This is a genomic window from Bifidobacterium sp. W8104 (genome assembly GCF_016100735.1).
Lineage (GTDB): Bacteria > Actinomycetota > Actinomycetes > Actinomycetales > Bifidobacteriaceae > Bombiscardovia > Bombiscardovia choladohabitans.
Genome location: NZ_JACFRW010000001.1, coordinates 1,383,948 through 1,400,440, shown reverse-complemented (window position 1 = coordinate 1,400,440; position 16,493 = coordinate 1,383,948). Strand labels below are relative to the sequence as shown.

The 16,493-nt window shown below is 61.7% G+C and carries 25 protein-coding genes; all 25 read right to left on the bottom strand.

All coding sequences use genetic code 11. From position 1 onward, the window contains the following. Positions 1-114: 114 nt before the first annotated feature. Positions 115-2,127, bottom strand: coding sequence for an ABC transporter ATP-binding protein (locus H3U89_RS05395; RefSeq protein ID WP_198180433.1), 2,013 nt, complete (start codon positions 2,125-2,127; stop codon positions 115-117). Beyond that, positions 2,120-3,925 carry an ABC transporter ATP-binding protein gene (locus H3U89_RS05390; RefSeq protein ID WP_415873565.1) on the bottom strand — a complete coding sequence of 602 codons (1,806 nt, stop codon included), beginning with the start codon at positions 3,923-3,925 and terminating at the stop codon, positions 2,120-2,122. The genes H3U89_RS05395 and H3U89_RS05390 overlap by 8 nt, the downstream gene beginning before the upstream one ends. A gap of 333 nt (positions 3,926-4,258) precedes the next feature. Further along, positions 4,259-4,831, bottom strand: coding sequence for an adenylate kinase (locus H3U89_RS05385; protein WP_198180435.1), 573 nt, complete (start codon positions 4,829-4,831; stop codon positions 4,259-4,261). A gap of 246 nt (positions 4,832-5,077) precedes the next feature. Continuing rightward, positions 5,078-6,406 (bottom strand): preprotein translocase subunit SecY, encoded by a 1,329-nt coding sequence (gene secY, locus H3U89_RS05380; RefSeq protein WP_198177319.1) that lies wholly within the window; start codon positions 6,404-6,406, stop codon positions 5,078-5,080. Between the two features lie 184 nt (positions 6,407-6,590). After that, positions 6,591-7,055, bottom strand: coding sequence for a 50S ribosomal protein L15 (gene rplO / locus H3U89_RS05375; protein ID WP_045935711.1), 465 nt, complete (start codon positions 7,053-7,055; stop codon positions 6,591-6,593). Positions 7,056-7,057: 2 nt separating this feature from the next. Then, complete coding sequence (gene rpmD, locus H3U89_RS05370) at positions 7,058-7,243, bottom strand: 50S ribosomal protein L30 (RefSeq protein ID WP_015022341.1); 186 nt, start codon at positions 7,241-7,243, stop codon at positions 7,058-7,060. Further along, positions 7,243-8,004, bottom strand: a complete 762-nt coding sequence (gene rpsE, locus H3U89_RS05365; protein ID WP_024626785.1) for a 30S ribosomal protein S5 — start codon at positions 8,002-8,004, stop codon at positions 7,243-7,245. The genes rpmD and rpsE overlap by 1 nt, the downstream gene beginning before the upstream one ends. Next, entirely contained in the window at positions 8,001-8,372 is a 372-nt protein-coding gene (gene rplR, locus H3U89_RS05360; RefSeq protein WP_029678064.1) for a 50S ribosomal protein L18, read from the bottom strand. The genes rpsE and rplR overlap by 4 nt, the downstream gene beginning before the upstream one ends. Before the next feature lies 1 nt (position 8,373). Continuing rightward, positions 8,374-8,913: a 50S ribosomal protein L6 gene (rplF, locus tag H3U89_RS05355; protein WP_198180436.1), complete on the bottom strand. Its 540-nt coding sequence runs from the start codon at positions 8,911-8,913 to the stop codon at positions 8,374-8,376. 16 nt (positions 8,914-8,929) lie between these two features. Next, the gene (gene rpsH / locus H3U89_RS05350) at positions 8,930-9,328 is read right to left on the bottom strand and encodes a 30S ribosomal protein S8 (RefSeq protein ID WP_024626787.1); all 399 of its coding nucleotides are present in this window, start codon (positions 9,326-9,328) and stop codon (positions 8,930-8,932) included. 80 nt (positions 9,329-9,408) lie between these two features. Then, a complete protein-coding gene (locus H3U89_RS05345; RefSeq protein WP_015022346.1) occupies positions 9,409-9,594 on the bottom strand; it encodes a type Z 30S ribosomal protein S14 in 186 nt (61 codons plus the stop codon). 1 nt (position 9,595) lies between these two features. Further along, positions 9,596-10,168 (bottom strand): 50S ribosomal protein L5, encoded by a 573-nt coding sequence (rplE, locus tag H3U89_RS05340; RefSeq protein ID WP_024626788.1) that lies wholly within the window; start codon positions 10,166-10,168, stop codon positions 9,596-9,598. Continuing rightward, on the bottom strand, positions 10,165-10,500 hold the full coding sequence (gene rplX, locus H3U89_RS05335; RefSeq protein WP_015022348.1) for a 50S ribosomal protein L24: 336 nt from the start codon (positions 10,498-10,500) through the stop codon (positions 10,165-10,167). The genes rplE and rplX overlap by 4 nt, the downstream gene beginning before the upstream one ends. A gap of 1 nt (position 10,501) precedes the next feature. Further along, on the bottom strand, positions 10,502-10,870 hold the full coding sequence (gene rplN / locus H3U89_RS05330; protein WP_015022349.1) for a 50S ribosomal protein L14: 369 nt from the start codon (positions 10,868-10,870) through the stop codon (positions 10,502-10,504). Between the two features lie 79 nt (positions 10,871-10,949). Further along, a complete protein-coding gene (gene rpsQ / locus H3U89_RS05325; RefSeq protein ID WP_015022350.1) occupies positions 10,950-11,216 on the bottom strand; it encodes a 30S ribosomal protein S17 in 267 nt (88 codons plus the stop codon). 2 nt (positions 11,217-11,218) lie between these two features. Then, the gene (gene rpmC, locus H3U89_RS05320) at positions 11,219-11,482 is read right to left on the bottom strand and encodes a 50S ribosomal protein L29 (protein WP_015022351.1); all 264 of its coding nucleotides are present in this window, start codon (positions 11,480-11,482) and stop codon (positions 11,219-11,221) included. Beyond that, a complete protein-coding gene (gene rplP / locus H3U89_RS05315) occupies positions 11,482-11,901 on the bottom strand; it encodes a 50S ribosomal protein L16 (protein WP_015022352.1) in 420 nt (139 codons plus the stop codon). Before rplP ends, rpmC begins: the two co-directional genes overlap by 1 nt. Positions 11,902-11,904: 3 nt before the next feature. Beyond that, the gene (gene rpsC / locus H3U89_RS05310) at positions 11,905-12,750 is read right to left on the bottom strand and encodes a 30S ribosomal protein S3 (protein WP_198180438.1); all 846 of its coding nucleotides are present in this window, start codon (positions 12,748-12,750) and stop codon (positions 11,905-11,907) included. Further along, entirely contained in the window at positions 12,750-13,109 is a 360-nt protein-coding gene (gene rplV, locus H3U89_RS05305; RefSeq protein WP_024626790.1) for a 50S ribosomal protein L22, read from the bottom strand. The genes rpsC and rplV overlap by 1 nt, the downstream gene beginning before the upstream one ends. Before the next feature lie 21 nt (positions 13,110-13,130). Beyond that, positions 13,131-13,409: a 30S ribosomal protein S19 gene (rpsS, locus tag H3U89_RS05300; RefSeq protein ID WP_015022355.1), complete on the bottom strand. Its 279-nt coding sequence runs from the start codon at positions 13,407-13,409 to the stop codon at positions 13,131-13,133. A gap of 15 nt (positions 13,410-13,424) precedes the next feature. Then, positions 13,425-14,255 carry a 50S ribosomal protein L2 gene (gene rplB, locus H3U89_RS05295; protein WP_015022356.1) on the bottom strand — a complete coding sequence of 277 codons (831 nt, stop codon included), beginning with the start codon at positions 14,253-14,255 and terminating at the stop codon, positions 13,425-13,427. A gap of 35 nt (positions 14,256-14,290) precedes the next feature. Continuing rightward, complete coding sequence (rplW, locus tag H3U89_RS05290) at positions 14,291-14,593, bottom strand: 50S ribosomal protein L23 (RefSeq protein ID WP_015022357.1); 303 nt, start codon at positions 14,591-14,593, stop codon at positions 14,291-14,293. Between the two features lie 5 nt (positions 14,594-14,598). Then, on the bottom strand, positions 14,599-15,273 hold the full coding sequence (gene rplD / locus H3U89_RS05285) for a 50S ribosomal protein L4 (protein ID WP_198177317.1): 675 nt from the start codon (positions 15,271-15,273) through the stop codon (positions 14,599-14,601). A gap of 4 nt (positions 15,274-15,277) precedes the next feature. Further along, positions 15,278-15,931, bottom strand: a complete 654-nt coding sequence (gene rplC / locus H3U89_RS05280; RefSeq protein ID WP_015022359.1) for a 50S ribosomal protein L3 — start codon at positions 15,929-15,931, stop codon at positions 15,278-15,280. A 16-nt stretch (positions 15,932-15,947) separates the two neighbouring features. Next, positions 15,948-16,256, bottom strand: a complete 309-nt coding sequence (gene rpsJ / locus H3U89_RS05275; RefSeq protein WP_006295278.1) for a 30S ribosomal protein S10 — start codon at positions 16,254-16,256, stop codon at positions 15,948-15,950. Between the last annotated feature and the right edge of the window lie 237 nt (positions 16,257-16,493).

Genomic DNA, 16,493 nt, shown 5'->3' with positions numbered 1-16,493 from the left:
TACACATGAAAGGGGGTCGGCCCATCAAGGACCGACCCCCTAGGCTGGCATTCGCCTTGCGCCGGGTCATACCTTTCGGCGCCCTCCTTTGACCTTCGGCAATCCCGGAGAACCCTACTCCAGTTCCAGGGCTCCGGTGTAGAGCTGGTAGTACTCGCCATGTTTGGCTATCAGCTCATCGTGATTGCCGCGCTCGATGATTCGCCCGTGGTCCAGGACCATGATCACATCGGAGTTGCGAACCGTGGAGAGCCTATGGGCGATGACGAAGACCGTCCTGCCGCGCATCAGCGCGTCCATGCCCTGCTGGACCACCTCCTCGGTTCGGGTGTCGATTGAGGAAGTGGCTTCGTCCAGAATCATGGCCGGAGGATCCGCCACCGCCGCCCTGGCAATGGAAATCAGCTGGCGCTGACCCTGGGACAATCCGCTTCCATCACCTTCAAGAACGGTCTGGTAGCCCTGGGGAAGCATGCGGATGAAGCTGTCGGCGTTGGTCATCCTGGCAGCTTCGATGCACTCCTCGTCCGTGGCGTCCAGGCGCCCATAGCGGATGTTGTCCAGGACGGTGCCCGTGAAGAGGTTGACATCCTGAAGGACGATGCCCAGGGAGCGGCGGAGGTCAGGCTTGCAGATATTCCTCACATCGATCCCGTCATAGAGGATCTGCCCCTGCTGGATGTCGTAGAAACGGTTGATCAGGTTGGTGATTGTGGTCTTGCCGGCACCGGTGGCACCGACCAGCGCCACCTTCTGCCCGGGCTTGGCGAACCAGGTGATATCGTGCAGGACAGGCTTGCTCGGGTCGTATCCGAAGCTGACATCGGTGAATCGCACATCCCCCTGGAGGAGGGTGTATCTCCCGTCAGGGGAGGTGACGGCCTGATCCTTGGCCTTCAGGGCCACATCACGGGCATCACCGGGAAGCTTTATGGCGGCCTCCAACGAGCGCCTGCCGTCGTCATCCGCCTCGCGCTTCCAGGCCCAGTGCCCTGTTTCGTGATCGACGGGGGTCATGGTCCGGCCGTCCGAGGCCAGTTCGACACTGACCAATCTGACCGTACCCTGGTCGGACTCGGCAGGCTGGTCCATCAGGTCGAAGATCCGGGAGGCGCCGGCCAGGGCCATCATGACCATGTTGAATTGCATGGAGACCTGGCCGATGGGGTTGATGAAGGAGCGGGAAAGGGTAAGGAGGGAGACGATGGTTCCCAGGGTCAGCGGCCCCGCCCCTGTCAGTCCTACATTGCCCATGCCCGCAATGCCGGCCAGCCCACCGACGATGGCCAGGATGACATAGAGCAGGTAGCCCATGTTGCCCACGACCGGCATGGTGACATTGCCGTAGGTGTTGGCCTGGGCCGAGGCCTGGAAGAGCTTCTCGTTCCTCTCCGCGAAGACCTTGGCGGTGGCATCCTCATGGTTGAAGACCTTGACGACCTTCTGCCCGTTGACGGCCTCTTCGACGAAGGCGTTCACCTGGCCCAGATAGCGCTGCTGGTGAACGAAGTACCGGCCGCTTCGGGTGACCAGAACCCGGACCACCACAATCAGGACCGCCGCGAAGACCAGGGTCAGGACGGTGAAGGGAATGGAGAGCCAAAGCATGGAGATCAGGGCCGCCAGAGCGGACAGGACCGAGGAGACCATCTGCGGGAAGGACTGGGATATGGCCTGCCGGAGGGTATCCGTGTCGTTGGTGTAGCGGCTCATGGTGTCGCCGTGCTCATGGGTGTCGAAGAAGCCGATGGGCAGTTCCTGCTGGTGGGCGAACATCTGGTCGCGGATCGTCTTCAGGGTGCCCTGCTCGACCTTGACGATCAGCCAGTTCCAGAACCAGGAGCAGAAGGTCCCCACCGCATAAAGGCAACCCATCAGAATCAGGGTTCTCATCAGCGGTCCCCAGTCAGGGTTGTCGGCCCCGACCAGCGGCAGGATGTAGTTGTCGATCAGCGGCTGGAGGAAGAAGGCCGATGCCGCCTGAGCCCCGGCGCTGATGATGATGCAGACAACTATTACCGCCAGCTGCCAGCGGTAGGCCAGCAAGTAGCTCAGGATGCGACGGGTCGTTCCCGGCGCGGCCTTGTCCAGGCGGGGCTTGCGGTCCTTGAATGATCCGTCACTCATGGTCCTTGTCCTCCTCGCTCTGGTTCCTGGTCTGTGATTCGTAGATGGATCGGTATTCCTGACATGTTCCCAGGAGCTCCTGGTGGGTGCCCTTGTCGAGAATCCTGCCCTCTTCCAGGACCACGATCATGTCGGCATCCTCTACAGAGGCCAGACGCTGGGAGATGATGATCTTGGTGGTGTCGGGAATCTCCTGACTGAAGGCCCGGCGGATCAGCTGGTCGGTCTTGGTGTCCACGGCGCTGGTCGAGTCATCCAGAATCAGGATGTCAGGCTTCTTCAGAAGGGCCCGTGCTATGCACAGACGCTGTCGCTGGCCGCCGGAGAGGTTGGTGCCGCCCTCGTCCAGGTAGGTCTGATACCCGTCAGGAAACTCCCGCACGAAATCGTCGGCCTGGGCCAGGGTACAGGCTCGCACCAGCTCGTCGTCCGTGGCCTCAGGGTTGCCCCAGCGCAGATTCTCGGCGATGGTCCCGGTGAAGAGGACATTCTTCTGGAGCACCATGGCCACCTGATCGCGCAGGACGGTCAGGTCGTACTGACGCACATCCACCCCGCCCACCTGGAGGGACCCCTCTGTCACGTCATAGAGACGAGGAATGAGCTGAACCAGACTGGACTTGGAGGAGCCGGTCCCGCCCACGATGCCTAGGGTGGAGCCCGAGGGAACGTCCAGATTGATATGGCTCAGAACGGGGCGTTCGGACCGGTCCGAGTAACGGAAGGTCACATCCTGGAAGCTGATGGATCCATCGGCCACCTTCATGATCGGATTGGCGGGATCATGCACGGTGCTGACCTCGTTCAGCACCTGGCAGATACGCTCGGCGGAAGCCTGGGAGATGACCACCATGACCACGATCATGGAGACCATGTTCATGGCCATCATGATCTGGATGGCATAGGTGACCAGGGCGGTCAGATCGCCCGTGGTCAGCCCCAGGGCGGCGTTGTTCCCCGAGGCCACAATCTGGGAGGCGCCCATCCAGGATATGACCAGCAGAGAGGCGTAGATGCAGAAGTTCAACAGCGCCGGGTTCAGGCTCATGATCCGCTCGGCCTTGCAGAAGGCCCGGTAGATGGCCAAAGAAATCCCGTTGAATTTGCGCTCTTCGTAGTCCTCCCGGTTGTAGGACTTGACCACCCTGATGCCCTGGAGGTTCTCGTCCACCACATTGTTGAGGTGGTCGTAGGTGTGGAAGACGCGCTCGAAGATGGGGTGAACCAGCAGGGACAGGCCTATCAGCCCGAAGCCCAGGATGGGGATGGCAATCAGGAAGACCAGTGATATGGGCCTGGAGATCCTATAAGAAAAGAGCCAGGCCACGATGACCATGATCGGCGCCCTGACCCCGACCCTGATGACCATCTGATAGGCATTCTGCAGGTTGGTCACATCAGTGGTCAGCCTGGTGATGATGGATCCGGTGGAGAAGCGGTCGATGTTGGTGAAACTGAAGGACTGCACCTTGTCGAACAGATCGCTGCGGACATTCTTGGCCAGGCCGGAAGAGGCGATGGCCGCATACCGTCCGGACATGAACCCGGAGAAAAGCGAGACGGCGGAGCAGGCCAACAATATCAGCCCGAACTTGAAGATGGCCGGCATGGACCTTCCCGAGACCCCTTGGTCGATCAGGGAGGCCATGATGGTCGGAATCACAATCTCCAGAACGCTTTCAAGAAAAACGAAGGCCGGAGCCAGAAAGCTCGCCTTCCGGTATTCGCGCAGGGAGCGCAGGATGGTTCGGATGGTATGCTTCGGACGCGCTGGTTCCTGTTTTTCCGATCTGACCACGGATGCAGTAGACCCCTTCAAGTGGACCTCTTCTGTTTCTGTACTGATTTCTCTATCTTTTACGGCCAATCACCGACATGCAATACCCTCGAAAGAGGGTCTGAATGCACCTAGGCTATCATCCTGTCCGCCAGGGTTGGGCGGACGGGTGCGGATTTCCGCCCTCCACAAAAAGAAGCTGTCACGCCCCTTGGGGTCATGCAGCTTCTTTGCTCCAGTTGGTCTTGCCAGCGGGTCCTGCCTGTGTGCTCCGAACAGGCATGCGTGGCCCTGCTCATTGACCGGAATCGTTGATTGAGCCAGTGACAGACCCCTCGCCTGACAGGCTATGAATCAGCGCTTGTCCAACCGGGCGATAATCTCCTTGGAGATCTGGTCGACCTCACCCTGGCCATCCACTGCGACCAGAAGGCCACGGGACTTATAGGTGTTCAGCAGGGGGGCAGTCTCCTTGGCATAGATATCCAGACGCTTGGCGATGGCCTCGGGGGTATCGTCTGCCCGCCCCTCTTCCCTTGCCCGCTTGGCGATGCGCTGCATGAGCACGTCATGGTCGGCATCCAGGGCCACCACAGCCGTCAGCGGAGTGCCAAGCTCCTGGAGCATCTTGTCCAGCGCCTCGACCTGGGAGGCCGAACGGGGGTAGCCGTCCAGAATCCAGCCCTGGGCTGCGTCGTCCATGCCCAGGCGGTCCTTGACGATCTTGTTGGTCAGCTCGTCTGGAACCAGCTCACCCTTGTCGGTGTAGGCCTTGGCCTGCTTGCCCAGTTCGGTTCCATTCTTGAGGTTATAGCGGAAGATGTCGCCGGTGGAAATGGCCGGAATCCCGTAATACTTGCTGAGCAAGGCCGCCTGCGTGCCCTTGCCAACACCTTGAGGTCCCATGATCAACAGTCGCTGTGCCATTCCCTATCCTTTGCTCGATATTCTTTTGCTCTTAGCTCTCCGGCCCCAGACGGCCTTGGCCGTCTTAACCGCGCAGAACCCTCATTTACGTATGCTAGCGGCTACCTGGCCCAATACAGGCAGCACCCACTAAACCCATGCAAACAGTTTTCCTGACACATAAAGGCCGACCCCTGCCACCAAGGGCCGGGGCCGGACCTTCAAACTGTTTAGCCTGAAATCACTCACGGGTGTTCGGCAGAAGAGTCAGCCTTCCTTGTGCTCACCCTCCAGCAGGAAACCGGTGTACTGGAACTGCTCGGTCTGGGCCCTGGCCTGTCGCAGGGTATCCAGGCCCACACCGGCGATAATCAGGATGGTGGTGCCGCCGAAGGGCAGCTTGGAGTTGATCTTCAGCAGCATGATCAGCACCGTGGGAATCAGAGCGACGAAGAGCAGATAGATGGCGCCAACCGTGTTCAGCCGATTCATCACGTATGACAGGTACCGGCTGGTGGCCCGTCCGGCTCTGATGCCCGGAATAAAGCCGCCATACTCTTTCATGTTGTCGGCCGTCTCATCAGGGTTGAAGGTGATGGAGGTGTAAAAGAAGCAGAAGAAGACAATCATGACCGAGTAGAGCACGATGTACCAGACCGAGGTCGTGTTGGCCATGTTGGCATCGATCCACTTGACCCAGCTCTGATCGGAATTGCCGAACTGGGCAATTAGGGTGGGTATAGCCAAAATCGAGGAAGCGAAGATCGGGGGAATCACGCCTGACATGTTGATCTTGAGCGGCAGATAGGTGGAGGATCCGCCGTACATCTTGCGGCCAATCATCCTACGGGTGTACTGGACGGGAATACGGCGCTGAGCCAGTTCCACGTAGTCGACCAGAATCAGAATGACCAGGAGGACGGTCACGACAATGCCGAACTTGACCCAGTCGCCGTCCTTGCCGTTGGTCCCCCAACCGATGTTCCAGAGCTGGGGCAGGAAGCCGGAGCAGATGGAGATGAAGATCAGGACGGACATGCCGTTACCGATGCCCTTGTCGGTGATCAGTTCGGCCATCCACATAATCAGACCGGTGCCGCCGGTCATGATCAGAACCATGACCCCCATATTCCACCAGGAGCTATCAGGGATGACATGCTGTTGGCAGGCACCACCGAAGAGCGCACCCTGGTTGGCCGTAACCAGAATGGTCGTGGACTGCAGCACCGCCAAACCAATGGTCAGATACCTGGTGTACTCGGTCAACTTGGCCTCGCCTGACTGGCCCTCCTTGTGCAGAGCCTCGAAGCGAGGAATGACCACGCGCAGCAGCTGTACCACGATGGATGCAGTGATGTAGGGCATGATGCCCAGTGCGAAGATGGACAGCTGCAGCAGAGCTCCGCCGGAGAACAGGTTCACCAGGCCGATGAAGTCCTCATTGCCAGCCGTGGTGATGCACTTCTGCACGGCGGGATAATCCACGCCTGGGGTAGGTATGAACGACCCGATGCGATAGATGATGATGATGCCAAGGACGAAGAAGATTTTCTTCCTCAACTCCTTGGTCTTGAAGGCCTGGATTAACGTCCTCACCTAAGTTCCCTCCCTACGCGCCCGCGCGTTGGTCCCGGTGCATCGCACCTTCTTGCTCCGACCAGCTTAGCCGATGGCTCCGTCAAACCCGACGGCAACCAGGCCGGAAACGAGTTCCGGCCCCCGCCCGCTTGGAGCGGGGAGGGCCGGAATCATCTGCCTTGCGGTCTGTCCCCTATGAGTATCAGTCCTCGGAGACGGACCCGCCTGCGGCTTCTATCTTGCTCCTGGCCGAGGCCGAGGCCTTGACGCCTTTGAGGGTGAAAGCGGCCTTGACGTCACCATCACCCAGGACCTTGACGGGGTGGCCCTTGCGGACCGCTCCCTTGTTGACCAGATCCTCGACGGTGACCTCGCCACCCTTGGGGAAGAGCCCTTCCAGAGCACCCAGGTTGACCACCTGGTACTCCTTCTTGAAGGGGCTCCTGAATCCGCGCAGCTTGGGCAGCCGCATGTACAGGGGCAGCTGGCCGCCTTCAAAGCCCGGACGGACCTGGTAGCGGGCCTTGGTGCCCTTGGTGCCACGACCGGAGGTCTTGCCCTTGGACCCCTCGCCACGACCCACACGGATGCGGTCGCGCTTGGCGCCCGGAGCCGGACGCAGGTCGTGCATCTGCAGGATGGTGGGCTCTTGCTTGTCGCTGGCCATAATCAGTCTGCCTCCTCTACGTTCACCAGGTGGCGGACCTTGTCGGCCATCCCCCGGTAGACGGGGGTGTCCTCACGCAGGACTGACTGGCCGATCTTGTGAAGGCCCAGAGACCTGACGTTCTCCTTCTGGCGGTCGGTGGCATGAGCCACGCCCTTGACCAGGGTGATCTTGATCTGCTTGGTCATCACTCACCTGCCTTCGACTGCTCGTCAGCCTTGGCCTTGGCCTCTTCGCGCTCCTTGCGCTCGTCGGCGATTCCGGCGGCACGTGCGCGCAGGAGGGAGTCGGGGGCGACCTCCTCCAGAGGCAGACCACGGCGTGCCGCGATCTCCTCGGGCTCCTCCAGCTGCTTCAGGGCAGCTACAGTGGCCCGTACCATGTTGACGGCGGTGGCCGATCCCATGGACTTGCTCAGGATGTCGGTGATGCCGGCGCACTCCAGGACGGCGCGGACCGGACCACCGGCAATAACGCCGGTGCCGGGGGCTGCAGGCCTCAGGAGAACCGTGCCGGCCGCGTCGTGGCCGATCACCGGGTGGGTGACGGTGCCGCGGATGCGGGGGACGGTGAACATATGCTTCTTGGCATCCAGCTGGCCCTTGGAGATGGCTGCGGGGACCTCACGGGACTTGCCGTAGCCGACGCCCACGGTGCCCTTGCCATCGCCCACAACCACCAGAGCCGCGAAGCTGAAGGTACGGCCTCCCTTGTGGACCTTGGAGACTCGGTTGATGGTCACGACCCTGTCGAGCATGTCGTCACGCTCGTCGCGGTCACGACGACCACGACGGCCATCCCTACGGCCGTCACGGGAACCGCCCCGACGACCGCCGCGGCGATCATCGTTCCGGTCGTTCCGGTCCCTTCTGCCACCCTGGCTGGACTGAGCGTTTGTGGAATCTTCAGTCACCTGGGTTGTTTCCTTTGTCGTTTCGTTGTCGCTCACAGTGCCAAACCTCCCTCACGGGCGCCTTCCGCAACCGCTGCGACCCTTCCGTGGTACTTGTTGCCACCACGGTCGAAGACCACGGTGGTGATGCCGGCCTTCTTGGCCTTGGCCGCGATCTGCTCGCCCACCTTGCGGGCAGCCTCGGTCTTGGTGCCCTTGAAGGAGCCGTAGTCCGAAGCCATGGTCGACTCGCTGACCAGGGTGACGCCCCTGGTGTCGTCGACAATCTGGGCGATCATGTTGCGGTTGGTCCGTGTGACCACCAGACGGGGACGCTCTGCCGTGCCGGAGACGCGCTTGCGCAGACGGGCATGGCGGCGCAGACGGGCGATCTTCTTGCCTTTGCCTAGTATCGAGACCGTCATATCACTTACCAGCCTTTCCAGCCTTGCGCAGGATGTGCTCGTCGGCGTACTTGATGCCCTTGCCCTTGTAAGGTTCGGGCGCACGCAGGGCGCGGATGTTGGCCGCGGCCTGGCCTACAGCCTGCTTGTCGATGCCGGAGACGACCACTTCGTTGGCGTTCGGCGTCTCGAAGGTGATGCCCTCCGGGGGGTCGACAGTGATGGTGTGCGAGTAGCCCAGCGAGAACTCCAGGGACTTGCCCTTGGCGACCACGCGGTAGCCGGTGCCGACGATCTGCAGGTGCTTGCTGTAGCCCTTGGAGACGCCTTCGACCATGGAAGCCACGATTGAGCGGCTGAGCCCATGCTTGGCCTTGGTGGTGCGGTCCTCGTCGGCGGGGGTCATGATGATCTCATTGCCCTCGACCTTGCCGGTGATGCCCTCAGGCAGCGTGTATCCGTCCGAGCCCTTGGGGCCCTTGGCGGTGAATTCCTGGCCATTGAAGGCCACCTCCACACCTGCCGGAACGGCGATGGGGAGCTTACCAATATGCGATGCCATGTTCAGCTCTCCTTTCTCACCATACGTAGGCGACGATTTCGCCGCCGATGCCCCTGTCGAGGCATTCCTTCTGGGTCATCAGTCCCGAGCTGGTCGAGATGATGGCGATTCCCAGCCCGCCCAGGGGCATGGGCAGGGAATCCGACTTGGCGTACCGGCGCAGACCGGGCTTGGAGACGCGCTTGATTCCCTGGATGGACTGGCGTCCATCGGGACCGTACTTGAGCGTGATCTCCAGATCCTGCCCGACGCGCGCTTCCTTGGCGCGGTAATCGGCGATGAAACCTTCGCGCTTGAGGATCTGCGCGATGTTCGCCTTGAACTTGGAGTACGGCATATCGACTGTTTCATGCTTGGCCGCACTCGCATTACGCAGACGTGTCAGCATGTCTGCGATGGGATCTGTCATTGTCATGTGGGCTTATGCCCTTCCTCGCCGTGGTTTCCGCCGCCGGGCAGCAAACTGCCGCGACCGCGGACCTTCAGCGTCGATCTTTACCAACTGGACTTCGTCACACCCGGCAGCTCGCCGCGATGGGCCTTCTCACGAAGGCAGATGCGGCACAGGCCGAACTTGCGATAGACGGAATGGGGACGACCGCAGACCTGGCAGCGCGTGTATCCACGCACCTTGAACTTCGGCTTGCGTGCCGCCTTGTTTCTCAGAGCGGTTTTTGCCATATCAGTTCTCCTTGAAGGGGAAGCCCAGCTGCTTGAGCAGCGCCCGGGCCTCCTGATCGTTCTTGGTGGAGGTCACCACGGTGATATCCATACCACGCTGGTGATCGATCTGATCGGGATCGATCTCGTGGAACATGGACTGCTCCGTGAGACCGAAGTTGTAGTTGCCCTGGCCGTCGAACTGACGGTCGCTGATTCCGCGGAAGTCGCGGATACGGGGCAGAGCCAGGGTGAGCAGTCGATCCAGGAACTCCCACATACGCACGCCGCGCAGGGTGGCGAAAGCTCCGATGGCCTGTCCCTCACGCAGGTGGAACTGCGCCACGGACTTCTTGGCCTTGGTGATCTTGGGCTTCTGGCCGGTGATGGCCGTCAGGTCCTTGACCGCGCCCTCGATCAGCTTGGAGTCACGTGCCGCTGCCCCCACGCCCATGGAGACCACAACCTTCTCGATCCTGGGCACCTGCATGGGGTTGGAGAACTTGAACTCCTTCTCCAGCTCGGGCACGATGCTCTCACGGTACTGCTGCAGCAAACGAGGGACTGCCGGTGCTTCAACGGTGGTATCGCTCATGACAGCTCCTTGCCTGACTTCTTGGCGAAGCGGGTGCGCACGACCTTGACCTTGCCGTCACGCGCCTCCTCCTTGATGTTCACGCCGATGCGGGTCGGCTTCTTGGTCTCTGGGTCGATGACCATCACGTTGGAGCGATGGATGGGCGCCTCGGTCGGGACGATGCCCGACTCCTGACCCTGCTGGGTGGCCCGCACATGCTTCTTGACAATCTGGATACCCTCGACGATCAGGCGGTCATTGGGCAGAATCCGCAGAACCTTGCCCTCCTTGCCGCGATCCTTGCCGCGGATGACCTTGACCTGGTCGCCTGTCTTGATCTTGGCTACCACTTCAGATCACCTCCGGTGCCAGGGACACGATCTTCATGAAGCGCTTGTCGCGCAGCTCACGACCGACCGGTCCGAAGATACGAGTGCCGCGGGGCTCACGACCTGTGCCGAGGATGACCGCCGCGTTCTCGTCGAACTTGATGTAGGAGCCGTCATGACGACGATGCTCCTTGACCGTACGGACGACGACCGCCTTAACGACCTCGCCCTTCTTGACCGACCCGCCGGGAATGGCATCCTTGACGGTGGCGACGATCACATCGCCAATGCCGGCATAGCGTCGCTTCGACCCGCCGAGCACGCGGATGGCCAGGATCTCCTTGGCACCCGTGTTGTCGGCGACCTGAAGCCGCGATTCCTGCTGAATCATTGATTCTCCTTAGCCGCGCTGGTTCTCCGCAGACACCCCGCGCAAGGGCGGGATGAAATGCGGAGCCTGGCCGAACTTGTTACTTGGCGCGCTCGACGATGGAGTCGAGACGCCAGCGCTTGGTCTTGCTCAGAGGACGGGTCTCCATGATACTCACGAAGTCGCCCACATGGGCCTCGTTCTTCTCATCATGGGCCTTGACCTTGCGGTTGCTGCGGACGACCTTGCCGTACAGGGGGTGGGTCGAACGCTGCTCCAGCTCAACGGTGATGGTCTTGTCCATCTTGTCGGACACGACGTAGCCGCTGCGAACCTTGCGGAAGTTGCGCTCCTGCTTGTCAGCCATGCTTACTTCTCCTCAGCTTTGCTCTCGGCCTTTGCTTCGGCGGGCTCCTGGCTGATGCCCAGCTCGCGCTCACGCAGGACGGTGTACATCCTGGCGATGTCGTGCTTGACGGCCTTGAGGCGGGAGGTGTTCTCCAGCTGACCGGTGGCCGACTGGAAGCGCAGGTTGAACAGCTCTTCCTTGGACTTCTTCAGGAAATCCTCGATCTCCGCATTGGTCTTTTCATTCAGATTCTTGATGGAATACTCGGCTGTTCCGACTGACATCAGATGTCACCGCCTTCACGTGCAATAATCCGGCACTTCATGGGAAGCTTGTCAGTAGCGCGGCGAAGGGCCTCACGGGCCACATCCTCGCTCACGCCGCCGATCTCGAAGAGCACCCGGCCGGGACGGACGTTGGCCACCCAAAACTCGGGTGCACCCTTGCCGGAACCCATTCGGGATCCCAGGGCATGCTTGGTCAGCGGGCGATCCGGGAAGACCGTGATCCAGACGCGGCCGCCACGCTTGATGTACCGGGTCATGGCGATACGGGCCGCCTCGATCTGCCGGTTGGTCAGGTAGGCCGGAGCCAGGGCCTGGATGCCGTAATCGCCGAAAGCGATCTCGTTGCCGCCCTTGGACATGCCCGAACGACCCGGACGATGCTGCTTGCGGTATTTAGTCCTCTTTGGGATAAGCACGGCTCACTCCTTTGCTTCGGTTGCGACGGGGGCCGAAGCGGTCTGCTCCTGAGCCGCCGCCGGCGGCGCGGCCACACCGCTGTTCTGCTTGTCTGCATCCTGCTCGCGGCGGGTGCGTCCCTCGGAGGGACGGACGCCACGACGGGGACGACGATCGCCGCGCCGACCGGGCCGGTTGTTCTGCTGAGCCTGCTGCTCCTCGAACTGACGCTCGGTCATGTCGCCCTTGTAGATCCAGACCTTGACGCCAATGCGGCCGTAGGTGGTCCTGGCCTCGAAGAAGCCGTAGTCGATCAGGGCGCGCAGAGTCTGCAGGGGCACACGGCCCTCACGGTAGAACTCCGAGCGGCTCATCTCGGCTCCACCCAGACGACCGGACAGCTTGATCCTGATGCCCTTGGCACCGGCCCGCATGGCATCCTGCTGAGCCTTGCGCATGGCTCGGCGGAAGGTGACGCGGTTGGTCAGCTGCTCGGCGATGCCCTGAGCGACCAGCTGGGCATCGATGGAGGCGTTCTTGACCTCGAAGATGTTCAGCTGGACCTGCTTGCCGGTAATCTTCTCCAGCTTGGCGCGCACACGCTCGGCCTCGGCTCCGCGACGGCCGATGACGATGCCCGGCCGGGCGGTGTGGATGTCGACGCGCACACGGTCACGGGTCCGCTCGATGACGATCTTGGAGACGCCTGCGCGCTCCAGATCCTTGTTCATCTCCTTGCGGATCTTGTCGTCCTCAAGGACGAAGTCACTGTAACGCTCCCCCGCCTTGTTGGAGTCGGAGTACCACTTGCTGCGGTGCTCCTCGGTGATGCCGAGTCGGTACCCAAACGGGTTGATCTTCTGCCCCATTATCGGGCTCCTTCCTTGTCGGCCACCACGACGGTGATGTGGCTGGTCCGCTTGTTGATGCGGGCCGCACGACCCTGGGCGCGGGCACGGAACCGCTTCAGGGTGGTTCCCTCGTCCACGTAGGTCTCCCGGACCATCAGCTCGTTCTCGCGGAAGGGCTGGTTGGCCTTGTCCGCCTTGACACGAGCGTTGGCGATGGCGCTCTCCAGGCACTTGCGGACCGGAACGGCCGCGTCCTGGGGGGCGAACTTCAGAATGGTCACGGCCTCGGTCGCCTGCTTGCCTCGGATGAGGTCGACGACGCGGCGAGCCTTGCGAGGCGTCACGCGAACGTGACGTGCAATTGCCTTAGCTTCCATGTGTCTCTACTCTCCCTCGCCTCAGCGGCGTGCTTTCTTGTCGTCCTTCACGTGACCCCTGAAGGTCCGTGTGGGGGCGAATTCGCCGAGCTTGTGGCCGACCATGGCCTCGGTGACGAAGACCGGGACATGCTTGCGGCCATCGTGCACAGCGAAAGTGTGCCCGATGAAGTCCGGGGTGATCATGGAACGACGGGACCAGGTCTTGATGACGTTCTTGGTGCCCTTCTCGTTCTGCTCGTCGACTTTCTTCTGCAAGTGGGCGTCGACGAATGGGCCCTTCTTGATGCTACGAGTCATCTTTCCGACACTCCCTTACTTGCGGTTCTTACCATTTGGACGACGACGCACGATCATCTTGTTGGAGGCCTTCTTGGGCCTGCGGGTGCGGACCTCGCCCTTGCCCCAGGGAGACACTGGCGGCTTGCCGCCACGGGTGCGTCCGCCATGCGGGTGGTCGACCGGGTTCATGGATTCACCACGGGTGATGGGCCTGCGTCCCATCCAGCGTGCACGTCCCGCCTTGCCGAGCTGGACGTTGGCGTGGTCATTGTTGCCGACCTCGCCCACCGTTGCGCGGCAACGGGAATCGACATTGCGGATTTCACCGGAGGGCATACGCAGCTGGGCGTAGGCCCCGTCCTTGGCCACCAACTGGACGGCAGCACCGGCCGAGCGGGCGATCTTGGCGCCGCCCAGGGGCCGCAGCTCAATGGCGTGGACGATGGTGCCGGTGGGGATGTTGCGCAGAGGCAGGTTGTTGCCGGGCTTGATGTCGGCCTGGGGACCGGTCTCGATGACGTCACCCTGCTTGATGCCCTGCGGGGCGATGATGTAGCGCTTCTCGCCGTCTGCAAAGTGCAGAAGGGCGATGCGGGCCGAGCGGTTGGGATCGTATTCGATCTCAGCCACCTTGGCGGGCACACCGTCCTTGTCCCAGCGACGGAAGTCGATGAGGCGGTACTGGCGCTTGTGTCCGCCGCCGCGGTGCCGGCTGGTGACGCGGCCATAGGAGTTGCGTCCGCCGGTCTTGCTCAGCTTGCGAACCAGCGACTTCTCGGGCTTGGAGCGCGTGATTTCGGCGAAGTCCGAAACCGAGGCGTTGCGACGGCCCGCGGTCGTCGGCTTGTATGTACGGATAGCCATAATCTAGTTCTTCCTTAACTTTTCTCGGCTAGCCTTCAGTTGTTGGTACCGAAGACATCAATCGACTGGCCCTCGGCCACCTTGACAATGGCGCGCTTCTCGGCGGCGCGACGACCCCAGCCCGTACGGGTCCGGGTCCGCTTGCCCTGCCGATTCAGGGTGTTGACCGATGTGACCTTCACATTGAAGATCTGCTCAATGGCCTGCTTGATGGCGACCTTGTTGGCATCAGGGTCCACCACGAATGTGTACTGGCCGCGGTCCGAGTTGGCATAGCTCTTCTCGGAGACGACCGGACGCAGAATGATGTCGTGTGCTGGCTTGTGAATAGCTGCCATGAAAATCAGGCCTCCTTGACGGTCTCGGACTTGGCGCCGCCCTTGACAGCCAGGAAGGCATCGAAGCCATCCTTGCTGAAGACGACATCCTCGGCCGTGACCACATCGTAGGTGTTGAGCTGATCGGCGAAGAGGACATGAACGGTGGGCAGGTTCCTCACGGAGAGCCACTCGTTGATGTTCTCACGGGACAGCACGACAGTGGTGAATCTGTTGTCGACCAGGGGCAGCAGGGCTGCCTTGGCGGCCTTGGTGGACGGGGTCTCGCCAATGCCGAAGTCGACCACGTGCACGCGTCCGGCGTTGACCCTGTCGGACAGGACGTAGCGCAGGGCTGCGGCCTTCATCTTCTTGGGGGTGCGCTGGGAGTAATCGCGTGGCTGCGGGCCGTGGACAATGGCGCCACCGGTCCACTGGGGAGCGCGGATGGAGCCCTGACGAGCACGTCCGGTGCCCTTCTGCTTCCAAGGCTTGCGGCCGCCGCCGGAGACGGTGGACCGGGTCTTGACCGAGTGTGTGCCCTGGCGGGCTGCAGCCAGCTGGGCGACGACAACCTGGTGGATCAGCGGCACGTGCGAGCGGACATCCTCCTCGGCAATGCCGAAGATCTGCTCGGGTGCTTCCACGGTCCCGGTGTTCTTGCCCTGGGCGTCGGTGATGTTCAGAGTCAACTTAGCCATGGTTTCAGGCTCCCTTCACTGCCGAACGAACCAGGACGATGGCGCCGCGGGGCCCGGGCAGGGCACCCTTGATGGCGATGACGCCCTTCTCGGCATCTGCGGAGACGATGGTCAGATTCTGGACGGTCGAGGTGTCGTGACCCATGCGGCCGGCCATCCGCTTGCCCTTGAGGATGCGGCTGGGCGTTGCGCATGCGCCCACTGAACCGGGACGGCGCTCGTTCTTGTGCGAGCCGTGGGTGCGGCGGTAGGACTTGAAGCCCCAACGCTTGATGGTGCCGGCAAAGCCCTTGCCCTTGGTGGTGCCGGTCACGTCGACCTCGCTGCCCTCGGGCAGCAGGTCCAGGCCCAGCTCCTGGCCGGGCTGATAGCTGTCAGCATCGGCGGTGCGGACCTCGACCAGGTGACGACGCGGGGTCACTCCGGCCTTGGCGAAGTGGCCAGCCAGCGGCTTGGTCACCTTGGTGGGGTCGATCTGCCCGTAGCCGATCTGGATGGCCTGGTAGCCGTCCTTCTCCTGGTTCTTGACCGCGGTCACCACGTTGGTGGACACGTCCACCAGGGTCACCGGGACGAAGAAGCCGTTCTCATCCCAGACCTGGGACATGCCCAGCTTGCGGCCCAGGAGAGCCTTGCGGTTCCTCTGCTCTTCAGCCATGCGGTTTCCTCCTCCCCTACAGCTTGATCTCAATGTTGACGTCCGCCGGCAGATCGATGTGCATCAGCGAATCCACGGCCTTGGGCGTGGGATCCACGATGTCGATCAGGCGCTTGTGGGTGCGCATCTCGAAGTGCTCGCGGGAGTCCTTGTACTTATGAGGAGAACGGATGACGACATACACGTTCTTCTCAGTCGGCAGCGGAACGGGGCCAACCACAGTTGCGCCCGCGTTCGTCACCGTCTCGACGATCTTCTTCGCCGATTGGTCGATGACCTCATGGTCATAGGACTTTAGCCTGATGCGGATTTTCTGTCCCGCCATTGCCGTCCGCCCTTTCTAGCGATCTATGAACTGATTACCCAGTCTGTTTCGAGGGCACGGAACGACGGCCACAGGAGACATTCCTCCCGACAGGCCTCAGCCGGATCCATGCGCAGCCGTGGAAAATCCCGTGGGGATGGGACTCCTCGCTGCACCCGCTATTGTGATTGACAAAATGCGAGCCCAAAACAGGCAACTTTCTTATTAAAGCACGAGGGTTCCCCTAGAAGAATCCGG